Annotated in this window: 17 protein-coding genes and 1 tRNA gene; 8 read left to right on the top strand and 10 right to left on the bottom strand. The window is 44.2% G+C overall.

Going from position 1 to position 20,533, the window contains the following annotated elements; translation table 11 throughout:
- Nucleotides 1–159 precede the first annotated feature (159 nt).
- Nucleotides 160–1,068, top strand: coding sequence for a histone deacetylase (locus NL646_RS11855; RefSeq protein ID WP_025605518.1), 909 nt, complete (start codon nucleotides 160–162; stop codon nucleotides 1,066–1,068).
- Between the two features lie 168 nt (nucleotides 1,069–1,236).
- Here the strand turns inward: NL646_RS11855 and NL646_RS11860 are convergent.
- The 3 genes from NL646_RS11860 to NL646_RS11870 all read right to left on the bottom strand — a co-directional run bounded on the left by NL646_RS11860 (nucleotide 1,237) and on the right by NL646_RS11870 (nucleotide 3,540).
- A tRNA-Ser gene (locus NL646_RS11860) sits at nucleotides 1,237–1,327 on the bottom strand.
- 153 nt (nucleotides 1,328–1,480) lie between these two features.
- Nucleotides 1,481–3,289 (bottom strand): DUF3413 domain-containing protein, encoded by a 1,809-nt coding sequence (locus NL646_RS11865; protein ID WP_253664263.1) that lies wholly within the window; start codon nucleotides 3,287–3,289, stop codon nucleotides 1,481–1,483.
- 23 nt (nucleotides 3,290–3,312) lie between these two features.
- Nucleotides 3,313–3,540, bottom strand: coding sequence for a YejL family protein (locus NL646_RS11870; protein WP_005461743.1), 228 nt, complete (start codon nucleotides 3,538–3,540; stop codon nucleotides 3,313–3,315).
- An 85-nt stretch (nucleotides 3,541–3,625) separates the two neighbouring features.
- On the opposite strand from NL646_RS11870, the gene yejK reads away from it, so the two are divergent.
- The 3 genes from yejK (at nucleotide 3,626) to NL646_RS11885 (ending at nucleotide 7,294) form a co-directional block, all read left to right on the top strand.
- Nucleotides 3,626–4,624 carry a nucleoid-associated protein YejK gene (gene yejK / locus NL646_RS11875; protein WP_005461746.1) on the top strand — a complete coding sequence of 333 codons (999 nt, stop codon included), beginning with the start codon at nucleotides 3,626–3,628 and terminating at the stop codon, nucleotides 4,622–4,624.
- A 108-nt stretch (nucleotides 4,625–4,732) separates the two neighbouring features.
- The gene (locus NL646_RS11880; protein ID WP_253664264.1) at nucleotides 4,733–6,022 is read left to right on the top strand and encodes an Hpt domain-containing protein; all 1,290 of its coding nucleotides are present in this window, start codon (nucleotides 4,733–4,735) and stop codon (nucleotides 6,020–6,022) included.
- A gap of 108 nt (nucleotides 6,023–6,130) precedes the next feature.
- On the top strand, nucleotides 6,131–7,294 hold the full coding sequence (locus tag NL646_RS11885; RefSeq protein WP_253664265.1) for a chemotaxis protein: 1,164 nt from the start codon (nucleotides 6,131–6,133) through the stop codon (nucleotides 7,292–7,294).
- A gap of 87 nt (nucleotides 7,295–7,381) precedes the next feature.
- Here the strand turns inward: NL646_RS11885 and nhaC are convergent, their stop codons facing one another.
- Nucleotides 7,382–8,815 carry a Na+/H+ antiporter NhaC gene (nhaC, locus tag NL646_RS11890; RefSeq protein ID WP_005494466.1) on the bottom strand — a complete coding sequence of 478 codons (1,434 nt, stop codon included), beginning with the start codon at nucleotides 8,813–8,815 and terminating at the stop codon, nucleotides 7,382–7,384.
- 434 nt (nucleotides 8,816–9,249) lie between these two features.
- Here nhaC and asd point away from each other — a divergent pair, with 434 nt between their 5' ends.
- Entirely contained in the window at nucleotides 9,250–10,365 is a 1,116-nt protein-coding gene (gene asd / locus NL646_RS11895) for an aspartate-semialdehyde dehydrogenase (protein WP_005479551.1), read from the top strand.
- Between the two features lie 60 nt (nucleotides 10,366–10,425).
- Here asd and NL646_RS11900 read toward each other — a convergent pair whose 3' ends face one another.
- Together NL646_RS11900 and NL646_RS11905 are read right to left on the bottom strand one after the other, a co-directional pair.
- The gene (locus NL646_RS11900) at nucleotides 10,426–11,283 is read right to left on the bottom strand and encodes an ion transporter (protein ID WP_005461750.1); all 858 of its coding nucleotides are present in this window, start codon (nucleotides 11,281–11,283) and stop codon (nucleotides 10,426–10,428) included.
- A gap of 35 nt (nucleotides 11,284–11,318) precedes the next feature.
- Nucleotides 11,319–11,957 carry a YchE family NAAT transporter gene (locus NL646_RS11905; protein WP_005461786.1) on the bottom strand — a complete coding sequence of 213 codons (639 nt, stop codon included), beginning with the start codon at nucleotides 11,955–11,957 and terminating at the stop codon, nucleotides 11,319–11,321.
- An 803-nt stretch (nucleotides 11,958–12,760) separates the two neighbouring features.
- On the opposite strand from NL646_RS11905, the gene adhE reads away from it, so the two are divergent.
- Complete coding sequence (gene adhE / locus NL646_RS11910) at nucleotides 12,761–15,463, top strand: bifunctional acetaldehyde-CoA/alcohol dehydrogenase (RefSeq protein ID WP_253664266.1); 2,703 nt, start codon at nucleotides 12,761–12,763, stop codon at nucleotides 15,461–15,463.
- A 149-nt stretch (nucleotides 15,464–15,612) separates the two neighbouring features.
- On the opposite strand, the gene NL646_RS11915 is transcribed toward adhE, so the two are convergent.
- From NL646_RS11915 to sodB, 3 genes are all read right to left on the bottom strand, one after another.
- Complete coding sequence (locus NL646_RS11915; protein ID WP_253664267.1) at nucleotides 15,613–16,356, bottom strand: SDR family oxidoreductase; 744 nt, start codon at nucleotides 16,354–16,356, stop codon at nucleotides 15,613–15,615.
- Between the two features lie 134 nt (nucleotides 16,357–16,490).
- A complete protein-coding gene (locus NL646_RS11920; RefSeq protein WP_253664268.1) occupies nucleotides 16,491–16,994 on the bottom strand; it encodes a VC2046/SO_2500 family protein in 504 nt (167 codons plus the stop codon).
- A 154-nt stretch (nucleotides 16,995–17,148) separates the two neighbouring features.
- The gene (sodB, locus tag NL646_RS11925) at nucleotides 17,149–17,733 is read right to left on the bottom strand and encodes a superoxide dismutase [Fe] (RefSeq protein ID WP_005485383.1); all 585 of its coding nucleotides are present in this window, start codon (nucleotides 17,731–17,733) and stop codon (nucleotides 17,149–17,151) included.
- A 317-nt stretch (nucleotides 17,734–18,050) separates the two neighbouring features.
- On the opposite strand from sodB, the gene NL646_RS11930 reads away from it, so the two are divergent.
- Both NL646_RS11930 and NL646_RS11935 read left to right on the top strand, forming a co-directional pair.
- On the top strand, nucleotides 18,051–18,386 hold the full coding sequence (locus NL646_RS11930) for a Grx4 family monothiol glutaredoxin (RefSeq protein ID WP_005494473.1): 336 nt from the start codon (nucleotides 18,051–18,053) through the stop codon (nucleotides 18,384–18,386).
- 74 nt (nucleotides 18,387–18,460) lie between these two features.
- Nucleotides 18,461–19,090: a DsbA family protein gene (locus tag NL646_RS11935; RefSeq protein ID WP_253664269.1), complete on the top strand. Its 630-nt coding sequence runs from the start codon at nucleotides 18,461–18,463 to the stop codon at nucleotides 19,088–19,090.
- A gap of 94 nt (nucleotides 19,091–19,184) precedes the next feature.
- Here the strand turns inward: NL646_RS11935 and NL646_RS11940 are convergent, their stop codons facing one another.
- On the bottom strand, nucleotides 19,185–20,510 hold the full coding sequence (locus NL646_RS11940; RefSeq protein ID WP_005490613.1) for a Na+/H+ antiporter family protein: 1,326 nt from the start codon (nucleotides 20,508–20,510) through the stop codon (nucleotides 19,185–19,187).
- Nucleotides 20,511–20,533: the final 23 nt, after the last annotated feature.

The raw sequence follows: 20,533 nt of genomic DNA on the forward strand, positions 1-20,533 counted from the left end.
AGAAGGAACCAAACAAAGCGCCTAGGACCGTAAATGTCGTTTTCTTCATCGTTGGAGTATGAAATTTAATTTTAATGAAAATCATTATCAATTAAATTGATTTCTATTCAACCTTTGTAGTTGGTAATATTTCACAACGTTGTATGAAAAGAATGTCTCATGTTGCCACTGATATACCACCCTATATACTCAAAACTTGAATTGCCTGAAGGGCATCGTTACCCAATCATGAAGTATCAATATCTCTACGAAGAGGTACGTCGTGATGTGCAAGCTGAGTGGGTGCAGTTTTTTGAACCACAAGCACTGTCAATTGAAGCGATCAAGCGCGTGCATGATGCGGACTATGTTGACTTACTGGCACAAGGTAATATGCCCGCCGCTAAAATGCGTCGAATCGGCTTTCCTTGGAGTGAAGCTCTGATCACTCGAACTCTGACTTCAGCGGCTGGTACACTTCTGACAGCCGAAAAAGCGCTTGAACACGGTATCGCACTGCACTTAAGTGGTGGTTACCACCATGCTCACAAAGATTTTGGTAGTGGATTCTGTTTGTTCAACGATTTAGTGATTGCGGCTAAACACATGTTGGATAACGAGCACGTTGATAAGGTTTTAATTATTGATAGTGATGTTCATCATGGTGATGGAACCGCCACCTTGTGCCAAGAAGAGCCGGACATCGTGACGCTCTCTTTTCATTGCGATAAAAACTTTCCTGCGAGAAAACCACAGTCTGATTTGGATGTTCCGTTAGCAAAAGGAACAGACGATGAAACATTTTTGATGACGTTTAAAGAGGTGGTCGAGATGGCGTTGAATCTCCATCGTCCAGATATGGTGATTTACGACGCTGGGGTAGATATTCATCAAGATGATGAGCTTGGTTACTTTGACGTATCGACTCAAGCAATTTTTGAGCGTGATCGTTTTCTTTTTCAACTGATGAAAAACAGAGGGATTCCTGTTGCCGCCGTTGTGGGTGGTGGATATAGAACAAACCACGCAGATCTTGTACCTATTCACATGCAGTTAATAAAAGCGGCGACAGAAGTCTTTGCCTCTTGATAGTTGAAGAAGGCAATTAGGCAGAACAAAGATCACTAACTTATTAGTGATCTTTTGTTAAATGTGGCGGAGTGTTGGGCTTGTATTCAAGGAGGGATTTGTCCAAGTCCTTTCAAATCTGAATATACGAAAAAGCCCACTAATTTCTTAGCGGGCTTTTTCTAAATGTGGCGGAGAGATAGGGATTTGAACCCTAGATACGCTATTAACGTATGCCGGTTTTCAAGACCGGTGCTTTCAACCACTCAGCCATCTCTCCGTTGTTGACGCGAATAATATAAGGCTTTGAAAACCTTGTAAACCCCTAAATTATTCGTTTGAGTGTTTCCTGTTCGATTTTGTGTTATTTGTTGCTTAAATAAACAAAAAGCCCTCCGTTTGGAGAGCTTTTCTATCAACTTTGAGTGTTCAACTATTCACTTTTAGAGTAAAAACGCTGTAACTCGGTTAAGCCTTGCATAAGAACCGGCAGTTTAGGCGTTTCATCACGCATACGTTTGTAGTTCTCATCGTATAGCTTGTAATTCCCGAACTTATCGATCACGGTAGTTTGGTTATTTGTGATGAGAGCAAGTTCTCGAGTATCACCAGCAAGAATCCAACGGCGACGGCTTTCGTCAAATAAGTTACGACCACTGCTGTAATCGTATGGATTGGACGATACACCAAGCATATCTTGCAGTAGCGTAACTGAAAGGTCTAAATGGCTCGTGCTGTGATTAAACTCACCAGCCATCATACCAGGCCAATGGATTATCATAGGTACCTGCAATTGGTAACGACTGTAGTTACTGTTTGCGCCCCAGCTATTGGTATTGGTTTCGTTAAACTCACTGCCATGGTTGGAAGTGACGATAACAACGGTGTTTGCCAATAATTGAGCGTCTTCAAGTGTTTTGATAATACCGCCGACTTTGTCATCCGCAGATTTCACGGCAAACTCATAAGCATTTTTGAAGCGTTCACTCGCCGACATATCTTCTTTCGAGTTCGACGGGATAGATTCAAAATTATCTACCGTAGTAACTTCGATGTAGCTGAACCAAGGCTGGTTCGCTTTTTCCGTTAGCCACATGTTCCAATCGGCGATAGATTGTTTATCGGTATGGGCTTGAGTACCATCCAGTTTTTCAGCTAGGTTTACGCCTCGGAAGACGATTTCTGAATAAAGGTCATCTTCAAAACCGCTGCCGCTAAACAAACCGAAGGTGTAGCCTTGATCTTTAAGTACATCAAGAAGTACAGGCGAGGCACCTTGTGCCTTGATGCTAGAGGCGTAGCTCGTTGGTAAACCATAGAACAAGCCAAATGCACCGTAGGTGTCATTGCTTGAGCTGTAGTGTTTACGGAAGTTTTGATTTTGCTGTGCAAACTCGTAGAGGTTTGGCATTTCTTCTTGATTCAGCGCGTCTGCTCGCAGGTTATTTACGCTGATCATCAATACGTTCAACTTGTTTACACGGCGGTTGAATTCAAGTTTTTCTAGTGGGTAGTTCACCAGCTCAACGTTATTTTCATTCTCCGCTAAGCGTTTTAGGTACTCTTCACGGTCAAGCAGACCATGTTTTTCCATAAAGCTTTTCGCCGTCATTGGGTAAGAAAGCGGGAAGTTTGAGCGTTGGCTCGTGATCGGATTATAGAAATAGGCATCAGCCCAAATGTAGACCAAATGGCTGGTCATAAAGCTCAAAAAGAACACGGCAGCCAGTGGACGACCAACGTGTTTGTGAGACAGTTTGCGCTGTTTACGCCAAACCCATTCTGATAAGGCGAGCTGAACAAGGAATATCAGCGGCATCACAACAAACAGGTGTTGTAGATCCGAGCTTAACGCACTTTTATCATCGCTGAATAAAAGCTCCCAAACCACAGGGGTTAGGTGCAGGTTTATGGATTGGTACGCCTGGGTATCAATCAATAAGATTGTTTGTCCAACAGTGGCAAAGATCACTGCCACCAAACGGAATAACTTCCGTGATGGCAGGACAAACGTCAACGGGAACAGAACCAATAAGTAGAGAGCGAAAACAAGGAAGCCAAAATGGCCAACCCACGAAACCGCAAGATAGAACTGACCCAGCAACGTCTCGGGCCAAGGCGACTGAACAATGTAGCGTGTGCCTATCAACATCGAAGCTACGATATTGAAGAATGCAAACCAATGACCCCAACCAACCAGTCGAGATACACGTTCGCCGTATGAGTTTCCGCTGTCTACCATGTATGTGTTCTATTTATCCGTTATTAATGTGTTTTTGGTGTTTCTAATGAAGACATCAGCGCCTGAGCAAATTTTTCAGCAATCAGTTTGCGTTGTGAAGCTGCAACACGTTGATTTAAGACATTCGTTGCGATATTTCCGGCAATCATTAGCGTCAATTCAGGAGAAGCGGCATGTTTTTCAAGAACCAAAGCGACTTCAGCAAGAATTTTCTCTACTTGTTCGTCAGTATATTTAGATGTAATCGGCATAAAGACTCTAATAATGATAGTAAAAGCGGCTTATGATAACCTACAATGCCCATCAACTAAAACCTTGTAGCAAGATAAAATCACTATGAGCCTTCATCTTTCAAACGTTATTCTGCATCAACTGTGCAAAAACGATCAGGACGAACTGGTTGTTAAACTTCGTCCAGCATCACTAGAAAACGATGCTTCAACTGAAAATCTCGTCGCAGAGCTCCATCGAGTATTCCATTCTAAAGCTGGTAAAGGTTTTGGCTCTTTCCAGTCAGACAGCGAATTTCAATTTTGGCTTCAAGAAATGCGCAAAGGAGAGCGAGATTTTTACGACTTCTCACAAATTAGTGCAAATCGCCTGAAAGAAGAACTGATTAAGTACCCATTTGCGGATGAAGGCATTTTGGTTTTTGCTGAGTACCAAAGTTTAGCAACAGATTATCTTTTCATCGGTATCTTGCCGATGAACCAAAGCCTGAAAGTGACTGAGGGTTTGGACATCAGCGCGACGGACTACCTCGATATCACGAAGATGGACATCGCGGCGCGCATTGACCTTTCGAGTTACGAGACGGATAAAGAATCTAACCGTTACCTACAATACATCAAAGGGCGTGTTGGTCGTAAAGTCGCTGACTTCTTCCTTGATTTTCTGCAAGCCGATATTGGCTTAGACACGAAACAGCAAAACCTTGTGTTGATGCAAGCGGTGGATGACTTCTGTGCGGATTCTAAGTTGGAAAAGCAAGAAGTTAACGAGTACAAAAAGCAGGTTTATAACTACTGTAACGAGCAGATCAAATCTGGTGAAGAGGTTCAAATTTCTGAACTTTCTGGTGAGTTACCGCCAAGCCAAGATGGTACGAGCTTTATGGACTTCACCAAAGAGCAAGGTTACGAGCTTGAAGAATCATTCCCTGGTGATCGCTCAACGGTTCGTAAGCTGACTAAATATGTGGGTGCCGGTGGTGGTTTAAATATCAGCTTTGACAGCTTGTTATTGGGCGAGCGTATTTTCTACGATCCAGAAACAGATACGCTGACGATCAAAGGGACACCGCCAAACTTGAAAGATCAGTTAAGTCGTAACTAATTCTTATGAAGAGAGCCCTAGGCTCTCTTTTTTTATGTGAAGCAAGCACAGCCAGAGCTCAGAACATGGTATATGCTTGTAATTAATGGATTATATGAGGACTGAGCGTTGCATCAATTAAGAGCAGGGATTAAGCGGATTATTTGGTTCTTATTCATTTTGTGGTGTGTATTTTCTGCAACTCTTTGGTTTCAAGCAAAGCAGACGATGCAAACGCTTTCCACATTGAATGAACTCGGCAGTAAAGTTGAGGAAGTACGTAACTTCTTTAATTTTGAGTTGCCGTATCGAGTTAAGCATGTCGATCAAGTCTCACTCAAACTTCAGCTTGTGTACGCGGTTCGTCTTCAATTAGAAAGTGAGGTCTCTGATGCGAATGGGCCAGACGTCACGCAATTGCTTTATTCAACTGACCGATTTTTGGAAAGTGCACGCGCTTTTATTGGTAGTGATGGCGAGTTGGTATCGTTGGCGGAGCAACTGCACACCAGCCGAGGTGCGGAAAACAACTCGCAGCAAATTGAAAACATGTATTACCGCTTGGGAGCCTTGGTTCTTGAATCGATTTTTAGCGATTCCAACACCAATACGGATACCTATCGCGAACTGGATTTACTGTTCATCGAATCGGATTCGCTGTCGATAGGGGAGCGTTCTGCATTTCAACGTCGACTCGCACAAACCTCAAGTGTTCTTGCGGCGAATGCACAGGGCAGTTATTTGGCGAATCAGTTATTAAAGTCAGATTTTCCTAATCAGTTGGTGTCGATGAAGGCTACGCTCGAACAAAAACTGGTTTCTTTTATCTTTTGGCTCATTGTCGTGAGCGGTTGTCTGTTGGCGTTGGTCTCATGGGCTGTCTTCTCTAAAAATGAGGTGGCGAATTCAAGTTCATCAGAGCCTGCCGTTTCTCAAACTGAAAACGCATCCAATTCTTTAGAACACGAGAACAAAGCGCGTGAGTTGGCAAGTGATGCTCAAGCGAATAAAACGCAAGAGCTAACCCCTGATTCGCGACAAGAATCGCTGGCTCCGCAAGAACCGTTTATAGATATAAACAGAATGCTGGATTCGCTTTCTGGCGATGAAGGCGCTGTCCGAATGTTGCTCGAGGTCTTTATTCAAGATCATGCTGAAGATGGTTCTAAATTACATAAACTTCTAAACGAAGATATAGACAACGCACAGCGCGCGGCGCACAGCCTGAAAGGGGTGTCAGGAAGTTTAGGTGCAATGCCCCTGCATTACATCTCAGGTGAGATAGAATTATTGATAAAACAGGGCAAAGAGGTACCGGATAATAAGCTCTGTCAATTAAGGGATGTATTACAACAAACAACACTTTTCGCAGAGAAAGTTCTCAACAGTGAAAAGATACGAGAAGTGCTAACAGATTGATATTCCTCTGACTTAAAATGTTGGCGGTTGAGGTATTAAAGGCGCGTTCGAACCTACACTTGGGTTCCGCTTAATTCCTGTTCTATACAATTTGATAAAGGTAGCTTCATGTCCATTCGTCGAATATCGTCACTAATGGTTTTGTGGTTGGTTACCACTCTTTCAGGGTGTTCCCTGTTAGAAGTGAAAATTGACAGCCAGACCGTTCCTCTCACCAAGCAAGAGCTTAATATGCGCATTTTAACGCGCGAATATGCACTTCAATTTTTTGCTCAAGTTGAGCAAGCCGCCGATGTGCTTCAAGAGCAGTATGACCCCAATGATAAAGTGAACCAGTCTTACGTCCTGCTGTGGAAGATCAATGCAGAAGAAGGCTTACAAGCAGCAGCATATCAAGTATCACCAATGGCTGCATTGATTGATACGTGGGTGTTCACTCATCAAATGAACCAGTTTTATGCAACGGGAGCTGGCCGTGACATTTTTGCTACGGATGAAGCCAAACAAGTCTCGGCACACTTAGCCAATGAGGTAGACCAGCTCGCTCAATCACTGTTGAAAAAAGAGGTTTACGATAAAACGAAGCTCTTTGTTGCTGACTTTGTTAGACAGTATCCGTTTGCTGATTTAAGCATGATTAGAACGCCCGCTTACCGTGCTTGGTTAGAAGCCAATCAAATCAGTGAGGAAGACGCGGTAACAACGTTGGGTACGATGCCGGAAGCATTGGGAGATGTATCCGATAGATTGAGTTTGGTCTCTGAACAAACGCCAAAGATCATGACTTGGAAGGCGCAGTTATTAGCGTTGAACAGTTCGGCAAGTATTGAGAAGGTTAATGCCGCTTTGAACAGTCTGCAAGTGACTGCTGACTCAATGAGAGATTTCATCGATAACAACCCTGAGTATATGCGTTATTTGGCTGAACAAATGGCGGTTGAACTGCAGCCTTTAGTGGACGACATTGATCAAAAAACCGAAGCGCGTTTGTCTCAGTTAGGTGAAGAGCGAAAAGCATTAGAAGACATGGTGGCAAGAGAGCGCCAAGAGATCGCTCTGATCATCACCCATGAACGTGAGAAGTTTGCTCAGGATATGGATAGAGTGTCTCAAGAGGTTGTGAATCTCGCCATGACCAAGTTGATAGAATTAGTGAAGAGCACAATTGTCTACTTTATTCTGTTCATTGCTGCGATATTCTTCGCTCCGCTTGGTTTAGGTTATGTGCTTGGCAAGCGAGCGGCGGTGAAAACAAAAGTAAAACAAAGCTAACGTGTAGTTTAGATACAAAAAAGAGCGCGAATGCGCTCTTTTCTTTGTCTTTCATTCGGAAGGGAGGTTCTTCCTAACTCTGCGAAGTTAAGCCGTTTGCTGCTTTAATTCGCCTTCAGCTTGTTCAACTGCTTCTGCTGTTGGTTCGCATTTATCAACAAACCAACCCATGTAAGACGTGAAGATAGTCACAATAATACATACAAAGCTTAGCCACATGAATGGGGCGTAAGACAGCGTAGCAACACCCAAAATACTTGCCATGTAGATACCGTTGTCACTCCAAGGAACCATACCTGATGTTAGCGTGCCACCAAATTCTGCGTTACGAGATAAGTTCTTACGTTTGTAGCCTAGACGGTCGTAATTCTTCGCACAGATTTTTGGTGTCAGGATAAGTGAAACGTACATCGCCGAACCAAATACGTTACCCATAAAGGCCGTACCGATTGTGCTTGTTGCCAGTGAACCTGCGCTTTGAACGCGTTTTTCAAACAGTTTCGCGATAGTTTCAAGCACGCCAACTTTGTCTAGCAGGCCGCCAAAACCAAGGCCGAACACGATAACCGCTACCGAACCAAGCATTGAAGACATGCCGCCACGGTTAAGAATCGAGTCGATGAAATCTACGCCAGATGAGATTGCAAACGGAGCCCAAGCAGTGTTGAACGCAGTCAGGAAGTCCACATCTTGAATCATTACTGCCCAAATAATACCTAGCAGAGAACCAAAACTGATCACTGGGAATGAAGGCATACGCATTGCTAGAAGTGACAATACGATGATCACCGGAACAAATGAGTAAGGCGTGATGTAGAACTGCTGTTCCATCGCTTTAATCACTGAGTCCACTTGGCTCATGTCTACTTGACCTGCGTAGTGGAAACCAAAAGCAGTAAACATAATGCCAGTGATCACGTAGCTGATCAGCGCGATAGGCAGCATGCCTTTGATGTGCTCCATCACTTCAACGTTAGACATTGATGAAGCAAGAATCACTGAATCTGATAGAGGCGACATCTTGTCACCGAAGTAACAACCTGAAAGTACTGCACCCGCTGTAATTGGGGCAGGAACGCCAAGACCTTGGCCAATCCCCATCATTGCGATACCTGCGGTACCTGCTGCACCCCAAGATGTGCCGGTTGCCAACGCGGTCAATGAACAGATGATCATTGTTGCTAGCAAAAAGATAGAAGGGTGGATGGCTTTAAGACCGTAGTAGATGATGGTTGGTACGATTCCGCCTGAAATCCAAGTGCCGACAAGTGCACCAACGGCAAGGAGAATCAATACTGCACCCAGACCATTAGAAATACCGTTTAGCGCGGCTTTTTCTAAGTCTTTGTACTGATGACCAAGTTTAAGACCCAATAGCATGATGATAAACCAGCCGATGTACAGCGCGAGCTGAATTGGCAGGTCTAGCTTGGCAGTAAAGGAAAATGCCAGAAGTAGAAATAAACCTAGCGAGATAAATACCTGTATCAAGCTAGGAAGGCGTGTTGTAACTTGCTTCATATGTGCCTCTGTCAATCTTGGAGCAATAGAGGAAGGCGCTCCTTGTTGTAATGGCGCATAACATACATTAACAAAAATTATATTTCGAATATTTGGTGTTTTATCTTGATGTTCGTCGGCTAAAACGTTTGCTTGTAAAATTAACTGCCAATTAATTTTAAAATCTATGTATTTAAATGTTGTGTGATGTGAATTTATTGTGCTTCAGTTGTTGTTTTCTCACTGAGTGGTAAGACCAATACGCTCGGAGTAGGGGATTTCCCTACTTGTTAATCGAGGAGTAAAGGCAGCACAAATAGTTCGAAATTACGGCTAACGTGAGTTTTCTCGGTAAAAGGGTAAAAATTGACCTCATTTACAAATTAGGGCTTGAGATTTTTCTGCGAAAAATGAACTATGGGGTAGGTTTAATTTATTACATGGAGAGTTATGCGATGAGAGTAGGTTTAGTTGGTTGGCGCGGCATGGTCGGTTCGGTTCTAATGCAGCGTATGGTCGAAGAAAAAGACTTTGACTTGATTGAACCAGTTTTCTACAGCACTTCTCAAGTAGGTATCCCTGCGCCTAATCTAGGAAAAGATGCAGGTATGCTTCAAGATGCCTTTGATATCGAAAGTTTAAAACAGCTTGATGCGATCATTACGTGTCAAGGTGGCAGCTACACTGAAAAAGTGTACCCAGCACTTCGTCAAGCAGGCTGGAAAGGTTACTGGATTGATGCAGCTTCAACACTGCGTATGGCGGAAGATTCGATCATCACGCTAGACCCTGTGAACCTAAAACAAATTCAACATGGTATTCATGGCGGCACGAACACCTTTGTAGGTGGTAACTGTACCGTTAGCCTGATGCTGATGGGTCTTGGTGGCCTGTTTGAAAAAGGGTTGGTGGAATGGACCAGTGCGATGACTTACCAAGCCGCTTCTGGCGCTGGCGCGCAAAACATGCGTGAGTTGATCTCTCAAATGGGCGTTATCAACGATGCAGTAAGTTCAGAACTGGCAAATCCAGCAAGCTCAATTCTTGATATTGACAAGAAAGTTGCAGACACAATGCGCAGCGCGTCATTCCCTACAGACAAGTTCGGCGTACCACTAGCTGGCTCGTTGATCCCGTGGATCGATGTGAAGCGCGATAATGGTCAGAGCAAAGAAGAGTGGAAAGCGGGCGTTGAAGCGAACAAGATCCTTGGTTCTCAAGGCGCTCCAGTTCCTATCGATGGTACATGTGTGCGTATCGGTGCGATGCGTTGTCACTCTCAAGCATTAACTATTAAGCTTAAGCAAAATGTGCCGATGGATGAAATCGAAGAAATCATTGCAACTCACAATGACTGGGTGAAGGTGATTCCAAACGATCGTGACATCACGGCTCAAGAGCTAACGCCAGCGAAGGTCACCGGCACTATGTCAGTTCCTGTTGGTCGTCTGCGCAAGATGGCAATGGGTGATGATTTCCTAAACGCGTTCACTGTTGGTGACCAATTACTTTGGGGTGCAGCCGAGCCGCTGCGTCGTACGCTTCGTATTATCCTTTCTGAAAAAGCGTAATCGACAAAACTTCGTAAAAAGAGCTCCTATTAGTAGGAGCTCTTTTTTTAACCTTCTATTTTAACCTTCACCTCGAACCACTCTTTTGTCCGGGTCGGCCAACTCGCTTCCACAATGTTTACAGTAGATAGCGTCCGAGTCATGTCCAGCTTGAGAGCAATTAGGGCACTTCACCAGTACTTTGTGGGATTGCATCTCTTGATGTAGCTCAGCTGTAAATATCCCTGTCGGAACCGCGAGAATCGAGTAACCCAAGAGCATGGTTATAGATGCCAGCGCTTTACCTAAGTTAGTTTGCGGAACCAAATCTCCATATCCCACGGTGGTTATGGTCACAATAGCCCAATAAATACTTTTCGGAATACTGGTAAACCCGTTTTCTGGCCCTTCAACAATAAAAATCAATGAACCGAAAATCGTGACCAAAATGGCGACGGTTGTGAAGAAGATGAAGATCTTTCTGCGAGCCATTAGTAATGAGCGCAACAAAATGTTGGACTCTTGCAGGTACCTCACCAACTTCAAGATACGGAAAATACGCATCACACGCAGTGCTCTGATCACGCCCATGAAAGAGGCGGATGGGAAGAACAATACTAAGTAAGTTGGGATGATCGCCAACAGATCGACAATACCGTAGAAACTTTTTGCGTACGCCACCGGTTTTGGCGAGCAATACAGACGTAGCAAGTACTCAATGGTAAACAGGCCGGTGAAGGTGTATTCAAGGTACTTCAGTTCTTTTGCCCACTCAGCACGTACCGAGGGAATGGAATCTAGAACAAGAACGGCTAATGAGCTGATGATGGCAATAATAAGCGCGATATCAAAAGCACGGCCTGCTTTGGTGTGGGTGCCAAATATAGTGACGTAAAGTGTATTTTTTAGAGAGTGAGTCGTCATGACAAAGCGATCCATTGTTGAATCGCTCTATCATAACGTCATTAATAAAATCAGGCTAATCCAGGGAACAAGTTACGTAAGCCGTTTGCAATAAACTCGATGCCTAGCGCACCAAGAATCAAACCCATGATACGTGTGATCACGTTGATGCCTGTTTGACCCAAGAAACGAACGATCAAAGGTGCTGAACGAAATAGCAACCAAGAACAAAGGCAAAATAGACCAATCGTGATAACGATGCCCACGGTATCGAACATACTTGGGTAACGCGCGCCATAAACGATTGTTGAGCTGATTGCACCAGGACCAGCCATTAGTGGCATCGCTAGTGGTACAACGCCGATCTGTTCGCGGCTAACGTATTCAGATTTTTCTTGTTTGTTCTGCTTATCCTCACCGAGCTTACCGCTCATCATCGAAAAGGCGATGCTTAACAGCAGCAAGCCACCTGCCACTCGGAATGAATCCAGTGAAATACTGAACATATCCAACAGTAACTGACCTGCAAGCAGGGAAATGATCAGGATGACGGCCACTGCCACATTGGCTGTTGTCGCGGTTTTGATCTTTTCTTCTGGTGTCATATGTCCGCTTAAAGACACGAAAACAGGCATGATGCCTACAGGGTTAACGGCGGCAACCAACCCCAAGAAAAACTGCAGGAAAATGGCTAGCTCTAAAGTCTGCATATTGCGTACTCGTAAATGTTCACATTAGTGAAAAACGGAAAGGGTAAATTTACACCAATCTATCGGGTTTTGTTGCTAAGTAAATTCGTGGGAGGTGACTACAGTTAGAAAGGGATGGATAACTGCGATACGCACCTTTGTTCTTATCGAATTTCTGCGCAATTATTGGAACATCTACTTACCAGATTCCAGATTGGTTTTCGGCGCTAAATGTAAGGCAAAAGTGCATTAGGAAGAAATGAAAAAAACTAACGTATTGACCCCACTATTTGTGAGAAAAACTAATTTTTTAATAAAATGTATCTAATCTGAAGGTGAAATGTTACATAGGATGTTGCTGTGAAATTGTGCTGTTTTACACAAACGTTAACATTCGCACATTTTTGATAAAAACAAAGGTGGTTTGTAGAGAGATGTATTTGATTCGATATACTCTCAGTAGCACAAAAAATTAGGCCTACATGTAATTTTGTTGGCTAAAAATGAAACTTTTTTACAGGTTGTTGTTGTTTCTTTTATTTTTTTGTCTGTTTGCTTGTTTTTTATGCAATAAATAAGTTGGTTTAATTTATTTGTTTATCAAGTAGTTACATTAAATTGTTGTGGTTAACCACTACTTTGGTGGTATTTCGAGTGTGAGAACTGATCCAAGTCAATTTTTTTCACACTCTGAAATATTATACTCAGTCCTGAAAGCAATTTACTAAGACGTTTGTTCTCTAAGTGACTGATAAACAGTAAAAACGAAAGACAATTGCCTTAATAAAAAGTTTTTAATATTTGTTAATTTTAGGAGAATCCCTATGCCTGTAACTAATATGGCTGAACTAGATGCAATGATTGCTCGCGTTAAGAAAGCGCAAGAAGAGTTCGCTACTTACTCTCAAGAGCAAGTAGACAAAATCTTCCGTGCAGCGTCTCTTGCAGCTAACCAAGCTCGTATCCCTCTAGCGCAACAAGCGGTAGAAGAATCTGGTATGGGTATTGTTGAAGATAAAGTAATCAAGAACCACTTCGCTTCTGAGTTTATCTACAACAAATACAAAGACGAACAAACGTGTGGCATCCTAGAAGAGGATGACAACCTAGGTACTATGACTATCGCTGAACCTGTAGGTATCATCTGCGGTATCGTACCAACAACTAACCCTACATCTACAGCGATCTTCAAATCTCTAATCTCTCTGAAGACTCGTAACGGTATCATCTTCTCACCACACCCACGTGCGAAAAACTCTACTAACGATGCAGCGAAACTTGTTCTAGATGCAGCAGTAGCAGCAGGTGCACCAAAAGACATCATCGGTTGGATCGACCAACCTTCAGTTGAGCTATCAAACGCTCTAATGAAACACGATGACATCGCGCTTATCCTTGCAACTGGTGGTCCAGGCATGGTTAAAGCTGCTTACTCTTCTGGTAAGCCAGCAATCGGTGTAGGTGCAGGTAACGTTCCTGTAGTTATCGATGAAACAGCAGACATCAAACGTGCAGTTGCTTCTGTACTAATGTCTAAAACTTTCGATAACGGCGTAGTATGTGCTTCTGAGCAGGCTGTAATCGTAGTTGACGAAGTTTACGACGAAGTGAAAGAGCGTTTTGCTTCTCATAAAGCTCACGTTCTATCTAAAACAGATGCTGACAAAGTACGTAAAGTGCTTCTAATCGACGGCGCGCTAAACGCGAAAATCGTTGGTCAACCAGCTACAGCTATCGCTGAAATGGCGGGTGTTAAAGTTCCTGCAGATACTAAAGTGCTTATCGGTGAAGGCCTAGGCAAAGTATCTTACGATGACGCATTTGCTCACGAGAAACTGTCTCCAACTCTAGGTATGTTCCGTGCTGACAACTTCGAAGATGCAGTTGCTCAAGCAGTAACAATGGTAGAGATCGGCGGTATCGGTCACACATCTGGTCTATACACTAACCAAGACGTGAATGCAGACCGCATCCGTTACTTCGGTGACAAGATGAAGACCGCTCGTATCCTAATCAACATCCCGACTACACACGGTGGTATCGGTGACTTGTACAACTTCAACGTTGCACCTTCTCTAACTCTAGGTTGTGGTTCATGGGGTGGTAACTCTATCTCTGAGAACGTAGGTCCTAAGCACCTAATCAACAAGAAAACTGTAGCGAAGCGAGCTGAAAACATGTTGTGGCATAAACTACCTAAGTCAATCTACTTCCGTCGTGGTAGCCTTCCAATCGCACTTGGCGACCTAGAAGGTAAGAAACGCGCATTCCTAGTAACTGACCGTTTCCTATTCAACAACGGTTACGCAGATGACGTAGTAAGCCTACTGAAAGCTCAAGGCATGGAAGTTCAAACATTCTTCGATGTTGAAGCTGACCCAACACTATCTGTAGTAGAAAAAGGTGCGGCTCAAATGGCTAGCTACCAACCTGACGTTATCCTAGCGCTAGGCGGTGGTTCTCCAATGGATGCAGCGAAAATCATGTGGGTAATGTACGAGCACCCAGAAACTCACTTTGAAGAACTAGCAATGCGCTTTATGGACATCCGTAAACGTATCTACAAGTTCCCTAAAATGGGTAAAAAAGCTGAGCTTGTATGTATCACTACAACTTCAGGTACTGGTTCAGAAGTTACTCCATTCGCAGTTGTTACTGACGACAAGACTGGTGCTAAGTACCCACTAGCTGACTACGAAATCACGCCAAACATGGCTATCGTTGATGCGAACCTAGTAATGAACATGCCTAAGTCTCTAACAGCATTCGGTGGTTACGATGCAGTAACTCACGCTCTAGAAGCTTATGTATCTGTTCTTGCGAACGAATACTCTGACGGTCAGGCTCTTCAAGCACTTAAGATGCTAAAAGAATACCTACCATCAAGCTACGCGAATGGTGCAAGTGACCCAATCGCTCGTGAGAAAGTTCACAACGCAGCAACTATCGCTGGTGTAGCATTTGCGAACGCATTCCTAGGTGTTTGTCACTCAATGGCGCACAAACTAGGTGCAGAGTTCCACTTGCCACACGGCCTAGCTAACGCACTACTAATCTCTAACGTGGTACGTTACAACGCGAACGACAACCCAACTAAACAAACTGCGTTCTCTCAATACGACCGTCCACAAGCACGTCGTCGTTACGCTGAAGTTGCAGACCACCTAGGCCTAAGCCAAGCTGGTGACCGCACTGCTCAGAAGATTGAACGTCTACTAGCATGGTTGGATGAACTAAAAGTTAACCTAGACATCCCAATGTCTATCCAAGCGGCAGGTGTTGCTGAAGCTGACTTCGTAGCGAAACTAGACGAGCTAGCGGTTGAAGCGTTCGATGACCAATGTACTGGTGCGAACCCACGCTACCCTCTAATTAGCGAGCTAAAAGACGTTCTACTAGCTTCTTACTACGGTAAAGCTTTCGTTGAAGGTGAAACTTTCGAAGGTACTACAGTAATCAAGAAGAAAGCAGACCAAGAAGCAGCGAAATCTGCTCCTAAAGCTAAAAAAGAAAAAGCTGACGCGTAATTAAGAGTCGCTTTGAGTAAGGTTTTCGCTAGCACGAAACCTTAATCGGGAAAAGGTTAAAGCCCCAGTCAAATGACTGGGGCTTTTTTTGTTTAGGAGCTGGAGGTTGCTTACATCGGAGCCGAGAAACATAGAGCAATGGTGTATGTTTACACTTCGGTCGCAACTACTCGGCCACTGAAGTATTCATTTGAGACGATGTACGCTGTGTTACGGACCAGTTCGTCTTGGATCTCTGCCCAGTGCCTTTCGTCAAGATCCTCTCGTGTATGACTGACAGAGGGAATCACGCCGCCGACGCGGATATTGAAAGGGGTGAGCTCTTTTGCCCAGCTGTGCGTAAAGCCAGACACCAAAGCCGCCATGCTTTCAACACCAGTCAGATCTTCGTGGTTATCATGCGAAATGACATTCACGATCACGCCTTTTTTATTGCGCGCTCTAAATCGTTCCGCGCCTACTTGCCCGTAGGTATAGAGAAAACGTGCCGCGGAAGAAAGGTGGACGATATAGATACTCATTGGTTCTGGCGCCATTAGGCTTGGCATCGGTGAGCTCGTCCAACAATTAACGATAACATCTGGTGTTGCTCTTAGCTGCGATTCGATCTGATCAAACAATAGGTTTATGGATGTGGGGTTATCACTACACACATTCATTGCATAGACTTTGTCGGTAAATGCGCGGATCTGATCATAACTCGACTTTAAGGCGCTTGAATTTTGGTCACACAGGATCAACGTCGCTCCGAGGTGAGCGAAATGGCTGGAGCACGTTCTTCCGATGACCGAACCCGCAGATGTGACGAGAATGATTGACTCTTTAATATCCATAACACCTTCACTGTATCCATGTGTGAAAAACAATACACCAGTGGTTTGTGCTATCAGCATGGTTGAAATTCGTTGAGCTCAGTGTGAAAGGCTTCAAACTAACGCTTTCGAGTAAGGACTATTGTGCGGTAATTTGTAAGGCGTCACATTTCTGACGTGTTGATACTGCAAGCTGTTGGATGAAAAGCTGATCTCTATGCTTGAGCTTGGATCTGATACTGACGTTGAGCCGTTACTAGCTGATTGTAGAGGCCCGCGTCAGGAATAAGGCTCTTGTTGCGCTCACCGAAAGTGCGGCGCTCGTGGCCTGACAAATTATGATAAACGTCTTCAGGAAGATCGAACGTATCTTCTGGCAAATAGGTTAGGGCGTCTGGTTTTAGGTAGTGGCTTAACTTTGCAGATGGCAGACCCGCATTATGGAATTGTTTCGCTTGTAATGCGGCGAGCTCGTAGCTGCTGCTATCGGAGCGGAAAGCTTGAGGCTGAGAGAGCCCAAACTGTTGACGAAGAATCTCGTCGCTTGTGGCCGTTTCTTTAATTTCTTCAACCGGTACGACATCTCGAACATCGTTAGAGAACATAGACAAAATCAGCGAAAAATCGGCACGACGACCTTCGTGAACAGCATGGTTGATACCGTTGCCGAACTGAATTTCGTTGATAATTGCTGCTTTGTCTAACGTATGAATTTGCATGATGTTCCTCTTGAGATGCTTTTATAACGGCGCATCAAAGAAGAACTTTAGGAAAAAGAAGAGATTAAATGGGTATTTTTAAGCGAGAAAAGAAAAAGCTCGCTGATTCAGCGAGCTTTTAAAATAAGACTAAATTGAACTAGGGGGAAGTCAATTACTTCGCTAAGTTCTCAGCTACGAAGTCCCAGTTTACAAGAGCCCAGAAGCCGTTCATGTAATCAGGACGTACGTTGCGGTAATCGATGTAGTACGCGTGTTCCCATAGGTCAACAGTTAGAAGTGGAGTAGTACCTTCTTCTGTTAGTGGCGTTGCTGCGTTAGAAGTGTTAACGATTTCTAGAGAACCGTCAGCTTTCTTAACTAGCCAAGTCCATGAAGAACCGAAGTTGTTGATTGCTGCGTCAGTGAACTTCGCTTTGAATTCTTCGAAAGAACCGAATGCTGCGTTGATTGCGTCTGCAACTGCGCCAGTTGGTTCGCCGCCCGCGTTTGGAGCAAGACAGTGCCAGTAGAACGTGTGGTTCCAGATTTGCGCTGCGTTGTTGAATACGCCACCAGTAGAAGTCTTGATGATCTCTTCTAGAGTTTTGCCTTCGAACTCAGTACCAGGGATAAGACCGTTAAGCTTAACAACGTAAGTGTTGTGGTGCTTACCGTGGTGGTAGTCTAGAGTCTCTGCTGAGATGTGTGGTTCTAGTGCGTCTTTCGCGTAAGGAAGAGCTGGTAGTTCAAATGCCATTACTCGATTCTCCATTGATATGAAAGGTTAACCTTTCGATTGCTTCCAGTGTTTTTTTATAGCTATGTAGCCTTTACGGCTGACTTGCTAGGTATTTTAGCAAGTTTTTACTTTATTAAAACCCCGATATGAAAATATTTTGAGATGCTAAGTGTTGTTCATGCTCCTCCACTTACCAACGAAGTGGTAGTAAGCGGTCAAACTTTTTGCTTTTAAATCATCTCAGCATAAACCGTATCAATTATATGGTTTTTATTCTGTCGTTATTGAGTAGAATGTGGCAAATAAACAAGTTCACATCCATGAATGAGGAAGCGATGGAAACTATCGACAAAATCAAACAGCAGATCTCTGAAAACTCAATCCTGCTGTACATGAAAGGCTCACCGAAACTGCCAAGCTGTGGTTTCTCTTCTCAAGCATCACAAGCGCTAATGGCATGTGGCGAGAAGTTCGCTTACGTAGACATTCTACAAAACCCAGACATCCGCGCTGAGCTACCAAAATACGCACAATGGCCAACGTTCCCACAACTATGGGTTGAAGGTGAGCTAATTGGTGGTTGTGACATCATTCTGGAAATGTTCCAGAAGGGTGAACTTCAGCCTCTAATCAAAGAAGCTGCAGCACGCGCTGAAGGTCAAGCTGAGTAATTCGTAAATACTCACATTTGGCGATAGAATACGAGGGAGCCGCATTGGCTCCTTTTTCTTTTTAGGTTAGTGGAATGAACATAAAGCTTTACTACGTACATGACCCTATGTGCAGTTGGTGCTGGGGATACAAACCAACCATCGAAAAACTAAAACAACAACTGCCAGGTGTGATTCAGTTTGAGTATGTGGTGGGTGGGCTTGCACCAGATACTAATTTGCCAATGCAGCCAGAAATGCAACAAAAGCTTGAGGGGATTTGGAAGCAAATCGAAACTCAGCTAGGCACCAAGTTTAATTACGATTTCTGGAAACTGTGCACACCAGTGAGAAGTACGTATCAATCATGCCGCGCTGTTATCGCCGCGGGATTTCAAGATTCGTATGAGCAAATGCTCGAAGCGATTCAGCACGCCTATTATCTACGTGCAATGCCGCCTCATGAAGAAGCAACGCATCTTCAATTAGCGAAAGAGATTGGCTTGAATGTGCAGCAGTTTAAAAATGATATGGATGGCACGTTATTGGAAGGTGTATTCCAAGACCAACTGAGTTTAGCTAAAAGTTTGGGTGTTAACTCTTACCCTAGTTTGGTGCTGCAAATCAACGATGCGTATTTCCCAATTGAGGTGGATTACCTATCGACCGAGCCAACGCTTAAGTTGATTCGTGAACGCATTATCGAAAACATGCCAGCGCAATAGTGGCTTCGTTTTCGATTGAATTAAAAAAACCGCTCATATCGAGCGGTTTTTTTGTTACCAAAGGTATCAGTCTTTTCTGTTCGAAAACTTGATACTAAAGCACCATTGCAGCGATCCAACCGAAGATGATCAGTGGGATATTGTAGTGGATGAAGGTTGGAACAACCGTTTCCCAAATGTGTTCGTGCTGGCCGTCAGCATTTAGGCCAGAGGTTGGGCCCAATGTTGAGTCGGATGCAGGAGAGCCAGCATCACCTAGCGCTGCAGCTGTACCTACTAATGCGATCGTTGCCATTGGTGAGAAACCAAACGCCAAAGAAAGCGGAACGTAGATGGTTGCAAGAATTGGAATCGTCGAGAATGAAGAACCAATACCCATGGTTACCAACAGACCAACAACCAGCATAAGTAGCGCTGCAAGCGGTTTGTTGTCACCAATGCTTGTAGACAGTGACTGAACTAGGGTTTCTACGCCACCGGTTTGTTTCATTACCGCTGCAAAACCCGCGGCTGCGATCATGATAAAGCCGATCATCGCCATCATGTGAACGCCTTTGGTGAATACGTCGTGGGTTTCCTTCCACGCGATAACGCCACCAAACGTGAACACCATAAAACCAGCAAGAGCACCGATGATCATTGAGCCGGTGTAAAGCTGAACACCAAGCGCGGCAATAATACCAAGTGCAGCCACTAGGATGTGCTGTTTGTTAATGCTGTGGTCGGTTTCGTGGACTACAGTCAGTTCTGTTTCTTTGTACTCACGAGGTTTTCGGTAGCTAACAAAAATGGCCAGTAGCAAACCAAAAATCATACCCGCGCCAGGAAGCAACATTGCGGTTGGTACTTGGCTTGCGACAACGTTCTCTAAACCGTTGTCATGCAGGTTCTTCAGCAAGATGTTGTTTAAGAAGATCCCGCCAAAACCAACAGGAAGCACCATGTAAGGTGTAATCAGACCAAAAGTCAGCACACACGCAATTAAGCGACGATCCAGTTTAAGCTTCGCAAATACGCCCAAAAGAGGTGGAATCAAAATTGGAATAAAGGCGATATGAACAGGAATTACGTTCTGAGAAGACATGGTTACGAGCACTAACGCCACTAATACAGCGTATTTAAGGCCAGTAGTCGATGCTGCACTTTCTTTGCCGTTTAGGCGTTTAATCACGCTTTTTGCGAGCAGGTCAGTGATACCAGATTTAGAAATGGCAACGGCGAATGTGCCAAGCATAGCGTAGCTAAGTGCAATCGTTGCACCGCCACCTAAGCCACTTTCGAAGGCCGCTACGGTATCGCCTAAGCTCATTCCCGCAACAAGGCCACCAACAATGGCACTAAACGTGAGGGCGACCACCACGTTTACACGCATCAATGCTAACACGAGCATGACGCAAACTGAGATAACGACAGGATTCATACTATTCCCAATATGTTGTGTTT

The sequence above is a fragment of the Vibrio sp. Y20_XG_PY13 genome (assembly GCF_024181925.1).
Classification (GTDB): Bacteria; Pseudomonadota; Gammaproteobacteria; order Enterobacterales; family Vibrionaceae; genus Vibrio; species Vibrio parahaemolyticus.